Source organism: Methylobacterium sp. J-078, from assembly GCF_022829285.1.
In the GTDB taxonomy this organism is placed as follows: domain Bacteria; phylum Pseudomonadota; class Alphaproteobacteria; order Rhizobiales; family Beijerinckiaceae; genus Methylobacterium.
Map to the genome: position 1 here is coordinate 48,620 of NZ_JAKSYI010000121.1, position 19,213 is coordinate 67,832.

A 19,213-nucleotide genomic window follows, 5' to 3' on the forward strand; every position below is an offset into this window, starting at 1 on the left:
TCGCATATCCAGCCGTGAGGTCGGACTTAGTAGGGGTTGCCGAAGCGCGAGACGTAAGAGGTCGGGTCAATCGCGTCGACGGCCGAGAAGTCGACGTTGCGGATCGCGCTCGAACGGGCGCCGATGAACGGGCCGTTGGTAATCGGATCGGGCAGGATGCCGCCGCCGAAGCGATCGTTGCGGCCGTAGGGCGGCGAATTCAGGTAGCTCGCCGTGATGAAGTGCGGGTTCGTCGCCGGGTTGCCGACCGAACCATTGTTCGCCTCCACCACGTTGCCGGCGTCGAGCCAGCTGCGCGGACGGATGCGGATCGGCAGGGGCTGGCTCACGCGGTAGCCGGCCGGCGCATAGCGCCCTTGAGCCTCGGCTGCGGTGTTCGCGCCGACGGCTGCGAGAGTGAGAGCGCCCATCAGGGCAATCGAGACAGAGCGCATGACGCACCTTCGTTGAGACTGTGGGACTGTAGCCCGGGTTCCTTAAGAAACTCGGGGCCTCCGTATGGAATGAAGACGTGCCAGAGCGGCCGAGGTTCCCGGATTATGGCCGCGCTTCGCGAGATCGCCGCAGTTTGGCCTCATTTTTTCGTGTAGCGCGGCTCGCGAGCGATCCGGTCTCGCTGCCGATCTCACGGGTGGCGGCGCGGGCGGCCTGCGGTGCGCAGCCGGGATCGCGCCGGGCCTCGAACGCCGCGAAGGCGGCCGCCATCTCGGGCGAAGCTTGACCGTTCAGCGCGACCTTGTCGAGAAGGCAGGTGATGGCGCGCGGCTCCGGCGCCTGCCCGAGGGGGGCGCAGAGCCAGCCGTCGAGGCGGATCGTGCCGGGGTTCAGGCTCACGAAACCGGTGCAGGTGCGCTTGCCGTCGCCGCCGAGGGTCACCTCGAGGGTCTCCATCGGGCCGAACTTCGTCTCGATCGTGCTCCGCTCACCCGTGCGGATCACGGCCAGGGCCTGACCGTCCGCGGCACGCCGGGCCAGGGTGATGAACAGGCTCGGAGCCGGTTCTGGATCGGACAACTCGGTCAGGGTCAGGCGCAGGTAGGCCGCCTCGATCGTGTCGAAGCCGCCCTGAATCACAACATCCTCCCGGCGTCCGCTCGCCGGATTGCGGCGGGCGGCCTCGGCGCGCGGCGGCTCGATCGCCTCGGGATCGTCGAGGTGGAAGCGCGGCGCCGTCTCGGCGAGAGGTCTCGCGGCACGGACGACCTGTGCGGAGGCAGGCACCATGCCGGGACCGCCCTCGGCGCCGACCGCCGGCAGCGTCGCGCGGGGCCGCCCCTCCTGCACCACGAGGCTCAAGGCCGCGATCGCCATACCGGCGCCCGCCACCCGAGCCAGGTTGCGCACCGACAGGAGCGAACGCCGCCGCTTGGCCGGGACCGTGAGGTCCGAACCGGAATCCTCTCCTTCGGAGGGTGTTCGCATCGGGGCTGCTGGCATCGGGACCGTTCGCATCGCGTTCCGGGATTCGCTGGCGACCGGAGGCCGCCCATACGAACCGACACTGCCTGCGCCTGCGCCAAGCGCGGGTTTCCGAAGGGGCGACGAATCGGGGCTTTCCGCCGAAACGGTGAATCATCGGTATCGACCCATGCGGGCGACACATGCCCGCCCCGGCTTGCAGCACGCGCAGCCCATCGCGATCTGATGCAGGGGGCACCACCGCGCGACATCACCCAAGGAATCCATGATCCCCCTTTCCGTCCTCGACCTCGCCTTCGTGCCCGAGGGCGCGACGCCCGCGGATGCCCTGCGCAACAGCCTGGACCTCGCCCGCCACGCGGAAGAGCACGGCTATCGGCGGTTCTGGCTCGCCGAGCACCACAACATGATCGGTGTGGCCAGCGCGGCGACCGCCGTCGTGATCGGTCACGTCGCGGCCGGCACCCGCACGATCCGCGTCGGCGCGGGTGGCATCATGCTGCCGAACCACGCCCCCCTGGTGATCGCCGAACAGTTCGGCACCCTTGAGACCCTGTTCCCCGGCCGAATCGACCTCGGCCTCGGGCGGGCGCCCGGCACGGACGCGCGCACCACCCGGGCTCTGCGGCGCTCGGCCGACGCCGCCGACACCTTCCCGCAGGACGTGCTGGAACTCCAGGCGCTGTTCGGCGACGCGCAACCCGGGCAGGCGGTCCAGGCGGTTCCGGGCACGGGGTTGAGGGTGCCCCTCTGGATCCTCGGCTCGAGCACCTACGGCGCGCAGCTCGCCGCGATGCTGGGGCTCCCTTATGCCTTCGCCTCGCACTTCGCGCCCGAGCAGCTGCTGCCCGCGCTCAGGATCTACCGCGAGCGCTTCCAGCCCTCGGCGCAGTTGAGCCGGCCGCACGCGATGATCGGCGTGAACGTGGTGGCGGCGGAGACCGACGCCGAAGCGCGCCGGCTGTTCACTTCGGCCCAGCAGCAATTCACCAACCTCGTGCGCGGCACACGCGGCCTCCTGCGGCCGCCCATCGACGACATCGAGGATTATTGGGCGCCCCACGAGAAGGCGCAGGCCTCGCGGATGCTGTCCCGCGCCCTCGTCGGCTCGCCCGAGACCGTGCGGCAGGGTCTCGCGGACCTGATCCGCGAGACCGGCGCCGACGAGATCATGGCGGCGGCGGCGATCCACGACCCCGCTGCGCGGCGGCGATCCTACACGATCCTGGCGGAGGCGCGGGACGCCCTCGGCGCCGTCCCGGCCGCCCTGGTGGCCTGATCGGGGTGGCCGACCCTTGACAGCGGCGGGAGCGAGGCGTCTTGCTCCCGCCCTTGGCGACGCATGCTGCGATGCGGCGGTCGCCGGACTGAGCGGACCGGGATCGGGCCGCGAACCTTCGCGGCCGGCGGGCCGCCGGCCACCCCGGGTGGCTCGGCGCACGGCAGGGAGGCTTGAGAACGGCGCCGGGACCGGACGCTGCGCCTCGCCGGACCGGCCGGGCGCCGCCCCGCCCCTCGGCGCCCGCGCAGAGCGGAGTGAAGAACCATGGGTTACAAGGTCGCCGTCGTGGGTGCCACGGGCAATGTGGGCCGCGAGATGCTGGACATCCTGTCCGAGCGCGCTTTTCCGGCGGACGAGGTGGTGGCGATCGCATCGCGCCGCTCGGCCGGTCAGGAGGTGTCCTTCGGCGACAAGATCCTGAAGGTGAAGGCCCTCGATTCCTACGACTTCTCCGACACGGACATCTGCCTGATGTCGGCCGGCGGCGAGACCTCGAAGGAGTGGTCGCCCCGCATCGGCCAGACCGGCTGCGTCGTGATCGATAACTCCTCGGCCTTCCGCTACCACCAGGACGTGCCGCTGATCGTGCCCGAGGTGAACCCGGACGCCATCCACGGCTTCTCCAAGCTCAACATCATCGCTAACCCGAATTGCTCCACGGCGCAGCTCGTGGTCGCGCTGAAGCCGCTCCACGATGCCGCCACGATCAAGCGCGTGGTGGTGGCGACCTACCAGTCCGTCTCCGGCGCCGGCAAGGACGCCATGGACGAGCTCTTCCAGCAGACCCGCTCGGTCTTCACCGCCGGCGAGATCAAGGCCGAGAAGTTCACGAAGCGCATCGCCTTCAACGTCATCCCGCACATCGATGTGTTCATGGAGGATGGCTACACGAAGGAAGAGTGGAAGATGGTCGCCGAGACCAAGAAGATGCTCGACCCCAAGATCAAGCTCACCGCCACCGCCGTGCGCGTGCCGGTCTTCATCGGCCACGCGGAAGCCGTGAACGTCGAGTTCGAGCGCCCGATCACGGCCGAGCAGGCCACCGCGATCCTGCGCTCGGCCCCCGGCCTCATGGTGGTCGATAAGCGCGAGCCCGGCGGCTACATGACCCCGCACGAGGCCGCCGGCGAGGACGCCACCTACGTCTCCCGCATCCGCGAGGACGCCACGGTGGAGAACGGCCTGAACTTCTGGTGCGTCGCCGACAACCTGCGCAAGGGCGCGGCGCTCAACACCGTGCAGATCGCCGAGATGCTGGTGAACCGGAAGCTGTTGAAGCGGCAGCAGGCGGCCTGAAGCGCTTCTTTGGGCAACGGGATGGATGATTTCAGGGTCCGCCCGAAGTGATAGAGCGCAGGCTCACCTCCTGAGAGAAGGAGTGCCGCGGCGACCCCCGGATCCCGAGGTTCGAACGAACCTCGGCTGAGGTCCGGGAGCCTGAACCGATCAACGCCGTCTCGCTCGTGGGGCGGCGTTTCGCGTTCACGCGAGCACGCCTCAGCTGAGACAAAATTCCTTAAATATTGTCTCGGTTTCGTTTATTTGCTTCTGGAACAAAGAATGAACAAAAGCGATTGCGATGTCCGAGAACCAACGTTGGAGCCACTCCCGGAACGCCACCGAAGCCCATGACCTGCGCCTCCTCCTCGCCGTACTGCGCACCAAGATCAAGCTGGTCCGCCTGCGCCGGTCGTTGAGCCGGAAGTACGACCCGATCAGCCCCGCACGCCCGCAGGCCAGAGCGATGGCGGGCGCTGGGTGGCGGACGGCTTCGCCTCCTCGACGAACCGCTGCGGGCGGGAGACTGGGACGCCCTCTTCGCGATTCTGCGCCGTTGGGAAGCGGAGACCATCGTCGGATCGCCGCTGGAGCCCTACTGGTCTTCCGGACAATACCCGTTCTGAAGGCAAAGGCGGCTTACCCGGCCGCCGCGGCCTCCAACGCCGCCACATCCCCACCACTGATCGCCGGCAGGCACCGGGTGATCCACCCGATGTCCCAGTCCCACCAGGCCACGGCCTGGAGCCGGGCGGCGACGTCCAGGGGGACGCGCATCCGCACGAGGGTGGCCGGGTTGCCGGCCACGATGGCGTAAGGGGGCACGTCGCGGGTGACGACGGATTTCGCCGCCACCACGGCGCCGTCGCCGATGGTGACGCCGGGCAGGATCGTCGCGTCGTGGCCGAGCCAGACATCGTGGCCGATCACCGTGTCGCCGCGATTGGGGAAGGCTGTCTCGTCGGGAAAGCGTCCGGCCCAGGCGCCGCCGAAGATCACGAACGGGTAGGTGGACGGTGCGTCAAGGCGGTGGTTGCCGCCGTTCATCATGAAGCGCGTGCCGGCCGCGAGGGCGCAGAAGCGCCCGATTCGGAGGCGGTCGCCCAGGAAGGCGAAGTGGTAGAGGATGTTGTCGAGGAAAGCCTCCGGTCCGGTGGGATCGTCGTAATAGGTGTAGGCGCCGACCTCGACATTCGGCGGCAGCCTCAGGTTGCGGATGAAGGTCACGCGCGGGTGGCCCGGGATCGGGTGCAGGCTGTCGGGGTCGGGGCCGAAGCGGGGATCATGGGGCATGCGGGGCTCCGGAGATCAGGTCTGCCGCCCGGGATAACAGCGCCTCGGCGGACCGAAACGGCTTGAAAATCGCGGTGAACTGGCCTAGTTACAAGAAATCAGTTCTGGTTGCAGTTGAGAGACTGCGGTTCGGGAGTGGGCCCCACCGGGTCCGCTCTTTTTTATTGCCGCATGCCCTCCGCACCGGATCGCCGCCGACAGGGCCGGACGCTAAGCGCAGCATGGCAGACACGATCGACAGTGACCTCTCGGAAAAGCGCCTCATCACCGAGACGGGGGTGGCCGCGCGGGTGGTGCAGGTCATTGAGGGCTCGATCCAGGGCCTCGGCTACCGCGTCGTCCGGGTGAAGGTGTCGAGCGCCAACGGCTGCACGGTGCAGATCATGGCCGAGCGGCCGGACGGCACCATGACGGTGGACGATTGCGAGGCGGTGAGCCGGGCGATCTCCCCGCTCCTCGACCTCGACGACCCGGTGGGCAAGGCCTACTACCTCGAAGTCTCCTCGCCGGGCATCGACCGGCCGCTGGTGCGGGCCGTCGATTTCGCGCGCTGGGCCGGCTACGAGGCCAAGGTGGAACTCGCCGTGCCGATGGACGGCCGCAAGCGCTTCCGCGGCATCATCGGTGCGCCGAACCCGGACGGGCAGACCGTGCCGATCGACCTGCCCGACGTGAAGGAAGGTCTGCCGAGCCGGATCGACCTGCCCCTGCGGGATCTGGGCGACGCCTACCTCGTGCTCACCGACGAACTCGTGCGCGAATCGCTGCGCCGGGGCGGGCCGCCCGTTCTCGATGCGGACGACGATGACGAAGAGGCCGACGATTTGGAGATCGAGGCGGAGGCCGAACCGGCGCCCGCCCCTCTTAAGAAGAAGGTGACCCGGCCCCTGAAGCCGAAGGCCTCGCAGAGGCCGAAGCCCATCAAGGTCGAGACCGAAGAGAGCCTCGCCATCAAGGCCAAGAACAAGGCCAAGCCCGTCCGCACCAAGGCGGTGCGGGTGAAGGAAGACGGCAAGCTCCACTAAGACGCCCGGATCCCCGCCTCCGCCCGGTGGCGCGCGAGGGTCGCGACAGAACACGACGAAGAGAAGGACGAAAACCGATGGCCGTCGTCAGCGCCAACAGGCTCGAACTCCTGCAGATCGCCGAAGCGGTCGCCCGCGAGAAGGTGATCGACCGCTCCATCGTCATCGACGCCATGGAGGAAGCGATCGCCAAGGCCGCGCGCTCCCGCTACGGCGCCGAGACCGACGTGCATGCGGAGATCGACCCGAAGACCGGTGCCTTACGCCTGTCGCGCCACCTCGTGGTGGTGGACGAGGTCGAGAACGACGCCCGTGAGGTTACCCTGGAGCAGGCTCGCCGCTACAATCCCGGGGCGCTCGTCGGCGACGTGATCTCCGACACCCTACCGCCCTTCGATTTCGGCCGCGTCGCCGCCCAGTCGGCCAAGCAGGTCATCGTCCAGAAGGTGCGCGACGCCGAGCGCGACCGCCAGTTCGACGAGTACAAGGACCGCATCGGCGAGGTGGTGAACGGCCTCGTGAAGCGTGTCGAGTATGGCAACGTCATCGTCGATTTGGGGCGTGGCGAGGGCATCGTGCGCCGCGACGAGATGATCCCGCGCGAGACCTTCCGTCCGGGCGACCGCATCCGCTCCTACCTGTTCGACGTGCGCCGGGAAGTGCGCGGGCCGCAGATCTTCCTTTCGCGCTCGCACCCGCAATTCATGGCCAAGTTGTTCGGCCAGGAAGTTCCGGAGATCTACGACGGCATCGTCGAGGTGAAGGCGGTGGCCCGCGATCCCGGTTCCCGCGCCAAGATCGCGGTGATCTCGCGGGACGGCTCGATCGATCCGGTGGGCGCCTGCGTCGGCATGCGCGGCTCCCGCGTCCAGGCGGTGGTCGGCGAGCTTCAGGGCGAGAAGATCGACATCATCCCGTGGTCCGAGGACCAGGCGACCTTCATCGTCAACGCGCTCCAGCCGGCCGAGGTCGTCAAGGTGGTGCTCGACGAGGAGGCCGACCGCATCGAAGTCGTGGTGCCGGACGACCAGCTGTCGCTCGCCATCGGCCGTCGCGGCCAGAACGTGCGCCTCGCGAGCCAACTCACCGGTTGGGACATCGACATCCTGACCGAAGCCGAGGAATCGGAGCGCCGCCAGAAGGAATTCGCCGAGCGCACCGCCGTATTCATGGAAGCCCTCGACGTGGACGAGACCGTGGGCCAGCTCCTCGCGGCCGAAGGCTTCCGCAACGTCGAGGAGATCGCCTACGTCGAGCCCGGCGAACTCGCCAACATCCAGGGCCTCGACGAGGAAAGCGGCACCGAGATCCAGGCCCGCGCGCAGGACCATCTGGCCCGCGTCGAGTCGGAGTTCGATGCCAAGCGTCAGGAGCTCGGCGTTCAGGACGAACTGCGCGAGATCGACGGCATCACCACCCCGATGCTGGTGGCGCTGGGCGAGAACGACGTGAAGACGATCGAGGATCTGGCCGGCTGCGCCACCGACGACCTCGTTGGCTACACCGAGGGGCGTGGCCCCGAGGCCAAGCGCCACGCGGGCTACCTCGACGGCTTCGAGGTCTCCCGCGCCGAGGCCGAGGCGATGGTCATGGCCGCGCGCGTCCACGCGGGCTGGATCGAGGCGCCAGCCGAAGCGGACGCCGAGGCGGAGACCAGCGAGGACGAGGCGGCCACCGCCTGAGCGATCACGAATCGTTTCGCCCCGCGATCCTTCGATCGCGGGGTTGTGCATGTCCCACCTGAAAGTTTCCGCGCGGCATGACGCCCGAGACCGCAGACCTGGGCCAAGGCCCCCCGGAGCAAGACGCGGCCGAGCCGGACCAGAGCACCCTGCTCGATCCGGGCCTCGGGCGCGGGCGTTCCAATGCGCTGCGGACATGCCTCGTCACGCGCGTGGCCCAGGCGCCGGCCGGCCTGATCCGCTTCGTGCTCGGGCCCGACGGCGCGGTGGTGCCCGATCTGCGGGCACGCCTGCCGGGCCGCGGCGCCTGGCTCACGCCCACCCGCGCGGCGGTGAACGAGGCGATCAAGCGTCGCGCCTTCCAGCGCGCCTTCAAGACCAAGGACGCCGCCGCCCCGAGCGACCTCGCGGATCGGGTCGCCGAAGGCCTGCGGGCGGACCTGCGCCAATCGCTGTCGCTGGCCAACAAGGCCGGCTGCGTGGTGGCGGGGTTTGCCAAGGTCGAGTCGGCCATCGGCGACAAGGCCGGGGTCGCGGCGGTGATCGAGGCCTCCGACGGCAGCCCCGACGGGCGCCGGAAGATCGTCGCGGCATTGCACCGGCGGCATGGCAGTGCCATATCGTGCATTCCCGTCATCGATGACCTGTCCAACACCGAATTGGACATGGCCTTGGGCCGGGATCATGTGATACATGCGGCTCTCGTCGCAGGAGTCGGAAGTTCCGGCTGCCTTGCGCGTTGGCGTCGGCTCCGCTCCTTCGAGGGTTTGGCGACGACGGCCGAGGAGGCCGGTTTCGCCCGTGATGGGCAGGCCGCTTCCGATCTGCACGACGACTGAGATGACGGATTTACCCGGCGCACAGCAGTCTGCCGGTTCACGGGACGATGGAAACCCTCAGGGTTTGGACTGAATGAGCGATACGAACAATCCGGGCGACAAGACGCAGGCGAGACCCCCTTCGAAGCCGCTGTCCTTGAAGCGCCCGATCGAGCAGGGAACGGTGCGTCAGAGCTTCTCCCATGGCCGCTCCAAGCAGGTCGTGGTCGAGACGGTGAAGCGCCGTGTCATCGGTGCGGCACCGGCTGCGCCGGCGCGCGAGACGACGCCCGTGGCTCCCGCCACGCGCGTTGCGCCACCCCCGCCGCCCGCCGCCCCGCGTCAGGCCCAGCGCTCCGCCAACGGTGTCGTGCTGCGCACGCTGAGCGAGCAGGAGAGCAACGCCCGCGCAGCGGCTCTGGCCGACGCCAAGCGTCGCGAGGCCGAGGCCCAGAAGCGCGCCGAGGCGGAGGCCGCCGCGGAGCGCGAGCGCCTCGCCGCCGAGCAGCGCGAGCGTGAGGCCGCCGAGGCCCGGAAGCGCGAGGAGGAAGCCCGCCGCCGCAAGGAGGAGGAGGATCGCCTCGCCGCCGAGGCGGCACGCCGTGCCGCCGAGGTTGCCGCTCAGGAAGCCGCTCAATCCGCGAATGCGCCGGCTGCAGCGCCGACCGTGTCGAAGACCGCCCCGATGCCGGCGGCCCCGACCATTGTGCGCGCAGCGCCCCCCGCCCCCGCTGCCGCCGCTCCGGCTGCCGAACCCGCGGCACCGGCCGCCAGGCCGGCTGCGACTGCCCGTCCGGTGGCCCCCGCGCGTCCGGCAACCCCGGCGGCCCGTCCGCCTCTGACCGCCCGCCCGACGCCGGCCGAGCCGCGCAAGACGATCACGGCCGACGTGCGCAAGCCGCGCGACCTGAACTTCATGGCCCGCCCCGCCCCGGCGCCGGAGCCCGAGCCCACCGCACCGACGGCGGCCACGGCCGCACGTCCGGCCGGTGGCGCGGCGCCGGCCCGCACGGCCGGTCGGCCGCAGGCCGCCGAGGAGGAGAGCGAGCAGAAGCGAGTGATCCGCCGCCCCGGCATGCCGCTCAAGATCATCACGCCGCCCAAGACCCCGAAGCAGCCGGGCGGCGACCGCAATCGTGGCCGCCTCACCATCGCCACCGCCACCTCGGGCGAGGACGAGCGCACGCGCTCCGTCGCCTCCTTCCGTCGCCGGCAGCAGCGCATGAGCGGCAACCGGCAGGTTGAGCAGAAGGAGAAGCTCTCCCGCGAGGTGACGATCCCCGAGACGATCACGATCCAGGAACTCGCCAACCGCATGTCGGAGCGGGCCGTGGACGTGATCCGCCTGCTGATGAAGCAGGGCGAGATCCACAAGATCACCGATGTGATCGACTCGGATTCGGCCCAGCTCATCGCCGAGGAACTCGGCCACACCGTGCGCCGCGTCGCGGAATCGGACGTGGAAGAGGGCCTGTTCAACGACGAGCCGGACCTGGAGGAGGATCTCGATCCCCGTCCCCCCGTCGTCACGATCATGGGCCACGTCGACCACGGCAAGACCTCGCTCCTCGACGCGATCCGCAAGGCGAACGTGGTCTCCGGCGAGGCCGGCGGCATCACCCAGCACATCGGTGCCTACCAGGTGGCGACGCCGTCCGGCGAGATGGTGACCTTCATCGACACCCCCGGCCACGCGGCCTTCACCTCCATGCGTGCCCGTGGCGCCAAGGTGACGGACGTCGTCGTGCTCGTGGTGGCGGCCGATGACGGCGTCATGCCCCAGACGGTGGAGGCGATCTCCCACGCCAAAGCGGCCGGCGTGCCGCTCATCGTGGCGATCAACAAGATCGACAAGCCCGACGCGAACCCGCAGCGGGTCCGCACGGAGCTGCTCCAGCACGACATCCAGGTGGAGTCGATGGGCGGCGAGACCCTCGAGTTCGAGGTCTCGGCCAAGACTGGAGACGGTCTGCCGGACCTCCTCGAGGGCCTGCAGCTCCAGGCCGAGATCCTGAACCTGCGCGCCAACGAAGCGCGTGACGGCGAGGGCACGGTCATCGAGGCCAAGCTCGATCGCGGTCGCGGTCCCGTCGCCACCGTGCTCGTGCAGCGCGGCACCCTGTTCACCGGCGACATCGTTGTTGCTGGCGCCGAGTGGGGCCGCGTGCGCGCCCTCATCGACGACAAGGGCGAGAACGTCCCCTATGCGGGTCCGTCGGTCCCCGTCGAGGTGCTCGGCTTCAACGGTACGCCGGATGCGGGCGACCGCGTCGCCGTCGTCCCGAACGAGGCCCGTGCCCGCGAGGTCACGGAGTATCGTGCCCGCCAGAAACGTGAGCGCCTCGCTGCCCGCACGGGTGGTGCGAACCGCTCGCTGGTCGACATGATGCGCGACCTCAAGGAAGGCGCCGGCCGCAAGGAACTCGCGCTCGTCGTCAAGGGCGACGTGCAGGGTTCGGTCGAGGCCATCAACGGTGCTCTCGAGAAGCTTGGCAACGACGAGGTTTCGGCGCGCATCCTGCTCGCGGGCGTCGGTGGCATCACCGAGTCGGACATCACCCTGGCGGAGGCCTCCAAGGCCGTCGTCATCGGCTTCAACGTGCGGGCCCACAAGGAAGCGCGCGAATCGGCCGAGCGGAACGGTGTCGAGATCCGCTACTACAACATCATCTACGACCTCGTGGATGACATTAAGTCGACCCTGTCGGGCATGCTGTCGCCGACGCTCCGCGAGGAGCGCCTCGGCGAGGCTCAGATCCTGCAGATCTTCGACGTGTCGAAGGTCGGCAAGATCGCCGGTTGCCGCATCCTCGACGGTGTGGTTCAGCGCGGCGCCCATGTCCGCCTGATCCGCGACAGCGTGGTCATCCATGAGGGCAAGCTCGCCCAGCTGAAGCGCCTGAAGGACGACGCGAAGGAAGTCACCGCCGGTTACGAGTGCGGTATGTCCTTCGAGAACTTCCAGGACATGCGGGCCGGCGACACCATCGAGTGCTACCGGGTCGAGGAGATCCGCCGCACGCTCTGAGCGTTCGGCATCGACAGATGGAGGAACGGGGTCGCGACGCAGGTCGCGGCCCCGTTCCGCGTTTCGGCCCTGCCTTAACCGCGTCACCGAGTTTGTCTGGGGGAAGCGGCCTCCCCGCCTCGCTCCCTGATCCGCGCGCCCCCTATATGGACAGGGCGACGGCCGGCACGGCGGCCCGGTCGAGGGGGCATGATGCTGAATTCCTACGCCCTGCGACGGGCGCTGTCGGACAAGAAGTACAAGAAGATCATCGTGGAGCGGCTGACCGAGCCGCTGCACCTCAACCTCATTTCGGCGGGCGTCGCGCTGTTCGGCAGCTACCGGGCCAAGGTGGCCTTCGACCTGATGGTTCGGCAGCAATACGCGTTCCCCGTGCTGTTCGCCGCCGACGAGGCGAAGAAGCTCGGCCTCAAGCGAATCCAGGTCCTTGAATTCGGTGTCGCGACCGGCGCCGGGCTGTTGAACCTGTGCGATTGCGCCGCGCGCACCGAGGCCGAGACCGGGGTCGCCATCGAGGTGGTGGGGTTCGACACGGGCAGCGGCATGCCCCCGGCGGTCGATTACCGCGACATGCCCGAGTATTTCCAGGAGGGTGACTACCCGATGGATTTCGAGGCCCTGCGTCGCTCCCTGCCCGAGCGCTGCCGGCTCCTCATCGGCGACGTCGCCGAGACGATTCCCGCCTATCTGGCGAGCGTGACCGCCGATGCGCCGGTGGGCTTCATCTCGGTGGACGTGGATTACTACTCCTCGGCGGTGAACACCCTGAAGGTGCTGGACGGTCGCCCGGAGCAGTACCTGCCCCTCCTGCCGGTCTATCTCGACGATGTCGGAATGGACGGGGCCAACCCGTGGAACGGCGAGCTGCTGGCGGCGGCCGAGTTCAATGCGCGCCAGCCCATGCGCAAGATCGCGCCCTTCAACCTCCTGCGCTCGAAGCGGGTGTTCAAGAACGCCCAGTGGATCGACCGCATGTTCACGGCGCATATCCACGATCACCCGGCGCGGACGCCGGCAACCGCGAAACGTGCGCAACAGGCCTATATCCCGAACGAGTATTTGCGCTAAGAGGGGCGCCTTCGGCGTCCGTTTCGTTTCGACCCGCTCGGGCTTCGCCCGAGTGGCGGCGCGTCGACGTTCCGTTTCAGAAACGCTCTTTCGAGCGTCACCAGGCGGGCCGGTGTCGAAACCGCTTCGACGACAAGACGATCAGAATTTGATGGCCCAGAAACAGACCCCGACCGGACCCTCGCAGCGCCAGCAGCGCGTCGCCGAGCTGATCCGCCACGCGATCGCCGAGGTGCTCCAGCGCGGGGACATCCAGGACGCGGTGCTGAGTGCTCACGTCATCACGGTGCCGGAAGTGCGGATGTCGCCGGACCTCAAGCTCGCCACGGCCTACATCATGCCGCTCGGTGGCCTCAACGAGGCGCCGGTCATCGCCGCCCTGGAGCGCAACAAGAAGGCGCTCCGGCAGGAGGTCGCCCGCCGGGTGAATCTCAAGTTCGCGCCGGACCTGCGCTTCCTGCGCGACGAGACCTTCGACGAGGCGGACCGGATCGACGCCCTGCTGCGGACTGATAAGGTGCGGCGCGACCTCGAATCGCGGACGCCCGGCAACGAGCAGGATCCGGACCGGGCGGCCGATGCCCCGGACCCCGACGCGGCCTGACGCGAAACCACGACACCCAAACCCTGGTTCTCTGGCCCGAGGCGGCGGACGAACCCGATTCGAAACGTCCGGATGGGACGGATGACGGCGCAGCGCGTGCCGCCCGGCCCCCGCGATCATTGACCGAGGATTCCATGATCAACGAACCGATCGTCGAGCGCACCGAAGGCGCCATTCCGCCGAATGCGACTGACCGGCCCGCGGCCGCCGAGGGCCGCCGCCCGCCGCGCGGCGGCCCGCGCCCCGACCGGCCCAAGCGCCGCGACGTCAACGGCTGGGTGATCCTCGACAAGGGCGTGGGCATGACCTCGACCCATGCGGTCGCGGTGGTGAAGCGCGCCTTCAACGCCAAGAAGGCCGGCCATGCCGGCACCCTCGATCCGCTGGCCTCCGGCATCCTGCCGATCGCGCTGGGCGAGGCGACCAAGACCGTCCCCTTCGTCATGGACGGCCGCAAGGCCTATGTCTTCACCGTGACCTGGGGCATCGAGACGGACACCGACGACGCCGAGGGCCGCCCCGTGGCGACGAGCGAGGCGCGTCCGGACCGGGCGGCCGTCGAGGCCGCGCTGCCGACCTTCGTCGGCGCCATCGAGCAGGTGCCGCCACGCTACTCCGCGATCAAGATCGCGGGCGAGCGTGCCTACGATCTCGCCCGTGACGGCGAGGAGGTCGTGCTCGTTGCGCGCCCCGTGCAGATCGACCATCTCGCCGTGGTGGAGCACAGCCCCGAGCGCACGGTGATCGAGGCCGCCTGCGGCAAGGGCACCTATGTTCGGGCGCTTGCCCGCGACCTCGGCCGCCTGCTCGGCTGCTTCGGCCACGTCTCGGCCCTGCGGCGAACCCGGGTCGGGCCCTTCACGGAGGCCGATGCCTGCCACGTGGCCGCCCTGGAGGAAGCAGGGCCGGACGGCAATGGCGGCGCCCTGCATCCGGTGGAGACCGCCCTCGATGCGGTCGCCTCGGTGCCGGTCTCACGCGACATGGCCCTGCGCCTGATGCGCGGCCAGCCGGTGATCCTGCGCGGGCGCGACGCTCCCGTGGAGGGCAAGGCCTTCGCCACCTGCGGCGGCATCCTGGTGGCGGTCGGCGACGTGGAGCGGGGCGAACTCGTGCCCCACCGGGTGTTCCACCTCGGCGGCACGTCGAACCGCTCGGCCTGAGCGGGCTGGACGGAGCACGAAGAACGCCGGCCCGGTATGACGGGCCGGCGCTGGCAAGGGTCGCCTATTCGCGGATCGGCAATCCGGCCTCGATCACCCGCGCCCAGAGCGAGGCGCCGTACGGGGCGGCGGCGTCGTTGAAATCGTATTCCGGGTGGTGCAGGCCGGCGCTGTCGCCGTTCCCGAGGAAGATGTAGGCGCCGGGGCGGTGGGCGAGCATGTAGGAGAAATCCTCGGCCGCCATCATGGGGGCCACCGCCCGGTCGACCGCCGCCTCGCCGACGAGGCCCGCCGCAACGTCCGCGATGAAGTCCGTCTCGGCCGAGTGGTTCTCGGTGACGGGGTAGCCGCTGTTGAAGTCGATGGTGCCGGTCGCGCCGAAGCCGCGCGGGACGTGGGTGACGATTTCGACGATCCGCTCTTGAATCAGGGTCCGCATCGGCTTCGAGAGCGCCCGCATGGTGCCCCGCAAGGTCACGCATTGCGGCAGCACGTTGAAGGCCTCTCCCGCCTCCAGGGCGCAGACCGAGACCACCGCGCTCTCGAGGGGATCGACGTTGCGCGACACCACCGATTGCAGGGCTGTGATCACGTGGCTCGCCACAAGCACACTGTCGATGGCGTGGTGCGGCTGGGCCGCGTGCCCGCCCTTGCCCGCGATGGTGATGGTGAAGCGGTCGGTGGAGGCCATGATCGGGCCCGGCCGGATCGCGAAAGTCCCGAGGGCCTGACCCGGGATGTTGTGCATGCCGTAGACGGTCTCGACGCCGAAGCGCTCCATCATCCCGTCGCGGACCATGGCTTCGCCACCGCCACCGCCCTCCTCCGCGGGCTGGAAGATCAGCACGGCCGTGCCGTCGAAGTCGCGGGTCTCGGTGAGGTACTTTGCGGCGCCGAGCAGCATCGCGGTGTGCCCGTCGTGCCCGCAGGCGTGCATCTTCCCCGGCACGGTGGAGCGATAGGGCAGATCGCGCACCTCCTCGATTGGCAGGGCATCCATGTCGGCGCGCAGGCCGATGGCCCGGTTGGAGCCGTAGACGCGGCCTCGGATCACCCCGACCACGCCGGTGCGGCCGATGCCGGTGGCGACCGCGTCGCAGCCGAAGTCCCGCAGCTTGTCGGCCACGAATCCAGCCGTGCGGTGGACGTCGTATTGCAGCTCGGGATGCGCGTGGAGATCGTGGCGCCAAGCGGCGATCTCGTCCGCGAAGGCGGCGATCCGGTCGAGGACGGGCATGGGAAGCGACTTTCGAGAGGCGACGGCTCTCAGGGTGGGACGCGCCGGGGTTGCGACGGCGCACGCGCAGCAAACAAGAGGCCAGAGGCGCGGTCAACGCGCCCGATGCCGACGAAGCGCTGCTTCGTGGCGTCGAATCCGGTACGCCGGTGTCGCGGCGCGCTCGGAGACGCAGGATTTCGGGTCAGGAATCGGAATGGGGACCGGCGGCGAGATCGTCGAGGATCGGGCAATCGGGTCGGGCATCGCCGCCGCAATGGGCGGCGAGGTTTTCCAGGGTGCGAGCCATGCCCTCGAGCGCCTCGATGCGCCGGCGCAGGTCGGACACGTGTGACAGCGCCAGGGCGCGCACCTGCGCACTCGCCCGCGCGCGGTCGTGCCAGAGCGCGAGGAGCGCCCGGATGTCCTCCACGGAAAATCCGAGGTCGCGGGCACGCCGCACGAAGCGCAGGGCGTGCAGATCGGATTCCGCGTAGAGCCGGTAGCCGCTCGCCGTGCGGGCGGCCGGGGCGATGAGGCCGGTCTCCTCGTAGTAGCGGATCATCTTGGCCGAGACGCCGGTGCCGCGAGCGGCTTCGCCGATGGTGACGGCGTCCGCGCTCACGATGCCGCCCCGGCCGCTCGGCGCAACCGCAGGGCGTTGGCGAGCACGAAGACGCTCGACAGGGCCATTGCGCCGGCCGCCAGGACCGGCGAGAGCAGCGGCCCCCCGAAAGTGTGGAGCAGGCCTGCGGCGACGGGAATCAGCGCGACGTTGTAGGCGAAGGCCCAGAACAGGTTCTGGCGGATGTTGCGCATGACCGCGTGCGAGAGCGCGATGGCGGTGACGATGCCCGCCAGCGCCCCGGACATCAGCACCACGTCGGCGCTCTCCACCGCGATGTCGGTGCCGGTGCCGATGGCGAGGCCGACATCGGCCTCCGCGAGGGCGGGCGCGTCGTTGATGCCGTCGCCCACGAAGGCGACGGGACCGTGCCGCGCCCGCAGGGCCTGGACGGCCGCGACCTTGCCGCCGGGCAGGATCTCGGCCGCGACCTCCACGATGCCGAGGCGGCGTGCGACCCCCTCGGCGGCCCCGCGCGCGTCCCCGGTGATCATCGCCACGATGAGGCCGCGCGCCCGCAGGGCCGCCACGGCCTCGGGCGCGCCGGTCTTGATCGGATCGGCCACCGCCAGAAGGGCGGCGAGGCGCCCGTCGATCGCGACGTAGAGAGGGGTGCGGCCCTCGGCCTCCAGCCGTCCGGCCGCGTCACGCAGGGCGTCCGCCGGGATGCCGAGTCGATCGAGAAAGCGCCGGGCCCCGACGACGACGCGATGCCCGTCGACCGTGCCGGTGATGCCGAAGCCCGGCTCCGCCGCAAACTCGTCGACGGTCCCGAGCGCCAGTCTCCGCGCCTCTGCCGCTGCCACGATACTCCGGGCGATCGGGTGTTCGGAGCGCGATTCGAGGCTGGCGGCGAGGCGAAGGGTCGCGTCGGCGTCGTGGCCGGGTGCCGGGATCAGGTCGGTGAGGGTCGGCCGCCCCTCCGTGAGCGTCCCCGTCTTGTCGAGGGCGACGACCCGGACGTCGCGCAGGCGCTGCAGAGCGGCGCCGTTGCGAAAGAGCACGCCCAACTGCGCCGCCCGGCCGGTGCCGACCATGATGGAGGTCGGCGTCGCCAGCCCCATGGCGCAGGGGCAGGCGATGATGAGCACCGCGATGGCGTTGACCAGAGCGAGGCCGAGGCTCGGGCTCGGGCCGAGGGCGAGCCAACTCAGGAAGGTCAGGAGGGCGGCCCCGATCACGGCGGGCACGAACCAGCCCGTCACCCGGTCGACCAGGGCCTGAATCGGAAGCTTCGCGCCCTGCGCGGCCTCGACCATGCGGACGATGCGCGCCAGCACGGTCTCGGACCCGATGGTGGTCACCCGCAGGTCGAAACTGCCGTGGGTGTTCAGGGTCCCGCCCACAACGGCATCGTCCACCGCCTTGGCCACCGGCATCGGCTCGCCCGTGACCATGCTCTCGTCCACGTAGCTCGCGCCCGCCACCAGGATCCCGTCGGCGGCGATCCGCTCGCCGGGCCGGACCCGGACCACGTCGCCCACCGCGAGGCGACCCTGCAGCACCTCGACTTCGACGCCGTCGCGGATCACGCGCGCGGTGGCGGGGGCGAGGCCGACGAGGCGGGCGATGGCGTCGCTTGTGCGGCCCTTGGCTCCGGCCTCCAGGGTGCGCCCGAGCAGAATCAGGGTGACGATGAGGACAGCGGCTTCGAAGTAGAGGTGCGCCGTGCCAGCGGGCAGCACGGCCGGCGCCAGCACCGAAACCAGGGAGTACAGGTAGGCGGCACCGGCACCGAGCGCCACCAGAGCATTCATGTCCGGATGCCCGCGCAGCAGGTTCGGCAAACCCTGGTGGAAGAAGCGCGCACCGGGCCAAGCGAGCACCAATGTGGCGAGAGCGGCCTGAAGAAGCCCGACGCCCGTGCCCCCGAGGGCGCCATGCACCGCATGGGCGAAGGCCGGCACGAGGTGACCGCCCATGTCGAGGACGACGACCGGGGCGGAGAGAGCGGCGGCACGCATCAGGTCACGGCGCAGGCGCGCGGCCTCCTCCGCCTGCCGGTCGGCACGCGCGTCGCCCGGGAGTTCGGCGGCGGCAAGCGGCTCGTAGCCGGCCCGGCTCACGGCGGCCTCGAGGTCCGCCCGAGAAACCAGTCCCTCCGGATAACGGATCTCGGCGCGTCCCGTGGCGAGGTTGACCGACGCGTTCGTGACACCGGACACGGCTGCGAGGGCGCGCTCGACCCGGCCGACGCAGGAGGCGCAGGACAGGCCCCCCACCGCGATCACCTCCACGGCCTCCGGCACGGTGTAGCCCGCGCGCGCGATGGCCTCGACGGCCGCGGCACCCGGTCCGGTCAGGCGCAGGTCGGCCCGGCCTGTCGCAAGGTTGACGGAAACCTCCGAAGCGCCGGGCAGGCCCTGGAGGACACGCTCCACACGGCCGACGCAGGACGCGCAGGAGAGACCCTGGACCGGAAGGCTGAGCCGGCGGCCTGAGATGGGCGTTTCGGAATCGAGGGTCGAGCGCTTGTCCATGTGCCCCATGTGGGGCTTCCCATCGTGGGAAGGTCAAGGGGCAGGCGCATCGATGGCCCGAGCGAGGCGGTTCCTGCGCCATACCTCGGGGCGCCGCCTCCCGGGGTGGGGGACCGCAACGGGTTCACCGCCGATGGTTCACCCGTGCATTCGCCTCGACACCCGGCGCCAATTTCAACCCATCGGCGGCGATCCGGCACCCGAGCGTATGGCTGACCCAGCGCAGCCCGGT

Annotated in this window: 15 protein-coding genes; 9 read left to right on the plus strand and 6 right to left on the minus strand. The window is 69.9% G+C overall.

Annotation, left to right across the window (positions count from 1 at the left end; all coding sequences use genetic code 11):
* Window positions 1–26 precede the first annotated feature (26 nt).
* A complete protein-coding gene (locus tag MKK58_RS22280) occupies window positions 27–434 on the minus strand; it encodes a hypothetical protein (protein ID WP_238280820.1) in 408 nt (135 codons plus the stop codon).
* A gap of 103 nt (window positions 435–537) precedes the next feature.
* Window positions 538–1,422 carry a hypothetical protein gene (locus MKK58_RS22285; protein ID WP_243914913.1) on the minus strand — a complete coding sequence of 295 codons (885 nt, stop codon included), beginning with the start codon at window positions 1,420–1,422 and terminating at the stop codon, window positions 538–540.
* 262 nt (window positions 1,423–1,684) lie between these two features.
* Here MKK58_RS22285 and MKK58_RS22290 point away from each other — a divergent pair, with 262 nt between their 5' ends.
* On the plus strand, window positions 1,685–2,698 hold the full coding sequence (locus MKK58_RS22290; protein ID WP_243914914.1) for an LLM class flavin-dependent oxidoreductase: 1,014 nt from the start codon (window positions 1,685–1,687) through the stop codon (window positions 2,696–2,698).
* Between the two features lie 267 nt (window positions 2,699–2,965).
* On the plus strand, window positions 2,966–3,997 hold the full coding sequence (locus tag MKK58_RS22295; RefSeq protein ID WP_243914915.1) for an aspartate-semialdehyde dehydrogenase: 1,032 nt from the start codon (window positions 2,966–2,968) through the stop codon (window positions 3,995–3,997).
* A gap of 621 nt (window positions 3,998–4,618) precedes the next feature.
* On the opposite strand, the gene MKK58_RS22300 is transcribed toward MKK58_RS22295, so the two are convergent.
* Window positions 4,619–5,272 (minus strand): CatB-related O-acetyltransferase, encoded by a 654-nt coding sequence (locus tag MKK58_RS22300; protein WP_243914916.1) that lies wholly within the window; start codon window positions 5,270–5,272, stop codon window positions 4,619–4,621.
* A 221-nt stretch (window positions 5,273–5,493) separates the two neighbouring features.
* On the opposite strand from MKK58_RS22300, the gene rimP reads away from it, so the two are divergent.
* From rimP to truB, 7 genes are all read left to right on the plus strand, one after another.
* Window positions 5,494–6,297, plus strand: a complete 804-nt coding sequence (gene rimP, locus MKK58_RS22305; RefSeq protein WP_243914922.1) for a ribosome maturation factor RimP — start codon at window positions 5,494–5,496, stop codon at window positions 6,295–6,297.
* Between the two features lie 77 nt (window positions 6,298–6,374).
* Window positions 6,375–7,979 carry a transcription termination factor NusA gene (gene nusA / locus MKK58_RS22310; protein ID WP_243914938.1) on the plus strand — a complete coding sequence of 535 codons (1,605 nt, stop codon included), beginning with the start codon at window positions 6,375–6,377 and terminating at the stop codon, window positions 7,977–7,979.
* Window positions 7,980–8,056: 77 nt separating this feature from the next.
* Window positions 8,057–8,818, plus strand: a complete 762-nt coding sequence (locus tag MKK58_RS22315) for an RNA-binding protein (RefSeq protein WP_243914941.1) — start codon at window positions 8,057–8,059, stop codon at window positions 8,816–8,818.
* A gap of 73 nt (window positions 8,819–8,891) precedes the next feature.
* On the plus strand, window positions 8,892–11,825 hold the full coding sequence (gene infB, locus MKK58_RS22320) for a translation initiation factor IF-2 (RefSeq protein WP_243914946.1): 2,934 nt from the start codon (window positions 8,892–8,894) through the stop codon (window positions 11,823–11,825).
* Window positions 11,826–12,014: 189 nt separating this feature from the next.
* Window positions 12,015–12,893, plus strand: a complete 879-nt coding sequence (locus MKK58_RS22325; protein ID WP_243914947.1) for a hypothetical protein — start codon at window positions 12,015–12,017, stop codon at window positions 12,891–12,893.
* A gap of 151 nt (window positions 12,894–13,044) precedes the next feature.
* Window positions 13,045–13,497 carry a 30S ribosome-binding factor RbfA gene (rbfA, locus tag MKK58_RS22330; RefSeq protein WP_243914948.1) on the plus strand — a complete coding sequence of 151 codons (453 nt, stop codon included), beginning with the start codon at window positions 13,045–13,047 and terminating at the stop codon, window positions 13,495–13,497.
* A gap of 134 nt (window positions 13,498–13,631) precedes the next feature.
* Entirely contained in the window at window positions 13,632–14,660 is a 1,029-nt protein-coding gene (truB, locus tag MKK58_RS22335; RefSeq protein WP_243914950.1) for a tRNA pseudouridine(55) synthase TruB, read from the plus strand.
* A 64-nt stretch (window positions 14,661–14,724) separates the two neighbouring features.
* On the opposite strand, the gene MKK58_RS22340 is transcribed toward truB, so the two are convergent.
* From MKK58_RS22340 to MKK58_RS22350, 3 genes are all read right to left on the minus strand, one after another.
* Window positions 14,725–15,897: a M20 aminoacylase family protein gene (locus MKK58_RS22340; protein ID WP_243914953.1), complete on the minus strand. Its 1,173-nt coding sequence runs from the start codon at window positions 15,895–15,897 to the stop codon at window positions 14,725–14,727.
* Between the two features lie 184 nt (window positions 15,898–16,081).
* A complete protein-coding gene (gene cueR, locus MKK58_RS22345; RefSeq protein WP_243914957.1) occupies window positions 16,082–16,501 on the minus strand; it encodes a Cu(I)-responsive transcriptional regulator in 420 nt (139 codons plus the stop codon).
* On the minus strand, window positions 16,498–18,990 hold the full coding sequence (locus tag MKK58_RS22350; RefSeq protein WP_243914959.1) for a heavy metal translocating P-type ATPase: 2,493 nt from the start codon (window positions 18,988–18,990) through the stop codon (window positions 16,498–16,500). The genes cueR and MKK58_RS22350 overlap by 4 nt, the downstream gene beginning before the upstream one ends.
* Window positions 18,991–19,213: the final 223 nt, after the last annotated feature.

Coding starts and splice junctions, on each gene's coding strand:
- rimP (WP_243914922.1), top strand. CDS start 5,494: ATGGCAGACACGATCGACAGTGACCTCTCGGAAAAGCGCCTCATCACC.
- infB (WP_243914946.1), top strand. CDS start 8,892: ATGAGCGATACGAACAATCCGGGCGACAAGACGCAGGCGAGACCCCCT.
- truB (WP_243914950.1), top strand. CDS start 13,632: ATGATCAACGAACCGATCGTCGAGCGCACCGAAGGCGCCATTCCGCCG.
- MKK58_RS22315 (WP_243914941.1), top strand. CDS start 8,057: ATGACGCCCGAGACCGCAGACCTGGGCCAAGGCCCCCCGGAGCAAGAC.
- MKK58_RS22340 (WP_243914953.1), bottom strand. CDS start 15,897: ATGCCCGTCCTCGACCGGATCGCCGCCTTCGCGGACGAGATCGCCGCT.
- rbfA (WP_243914948.1), top strand. CDS start 13,045: ATGGCCCAGAAACAGACCCCGACCGGACCCTCGCAGCGCCAGCAGCGC.
- MKK58_RS22300 (WP_243914916.1), bottom strand. CDS start 5,272: ATGCCCCATGATCCCCGCTTCGGCCCCGACCCCGACAGCCTGCACCCG.
- nusA (WP_243914938.1), top strand. CDS start 6,375: ATGGCCGTCGTCAGCGCCAACAGGCTCGAACTCCTGCAGATCGCCGAA.
- MKK58_RS22280 (WP_238280820.1), bottom strand. CDS start 434: ATGCGCTCTGTCTCGATTGCCCTGATGGGCGCTCTCACTCTCGCAGCC.
- MKK58_RS22295 (WP_243914915.1), top strand. CDS start 2,966: ATGGGTTACAAGGTCGCCGTCGTGGGTGCCACGGGCAATGTGGGCCGC.
- MKK58_RS22325 (WP_243914947.1), top strand. CDS start 12,015: ATGATGCTGAATTCCTACGCCCTGCGACGGGCGCTGTCGGACAAGAAG.
- MKK58_RS22290 (WP_243914914.1), top strand. CDS start 1,685: ATGATCCCCCTTTCCGTCCTCGACCTCGCCTTCGTGCCCGAGGGCGCG.
- MKK58_RS22350 (WP_243914959.1), bottom strand. CDS start 18,990: ATGGGGCACATGGACAAGCGCTCGACCCTCGATTCCGAAACGCCCATC.
- MKK58_RS22285 (WP_243914913.1), bottom strand. CDS start 1,422: ATGCGAACACCCTCCGAAGGAGAGGATTCCGGTTCGGACCTCACGGTC.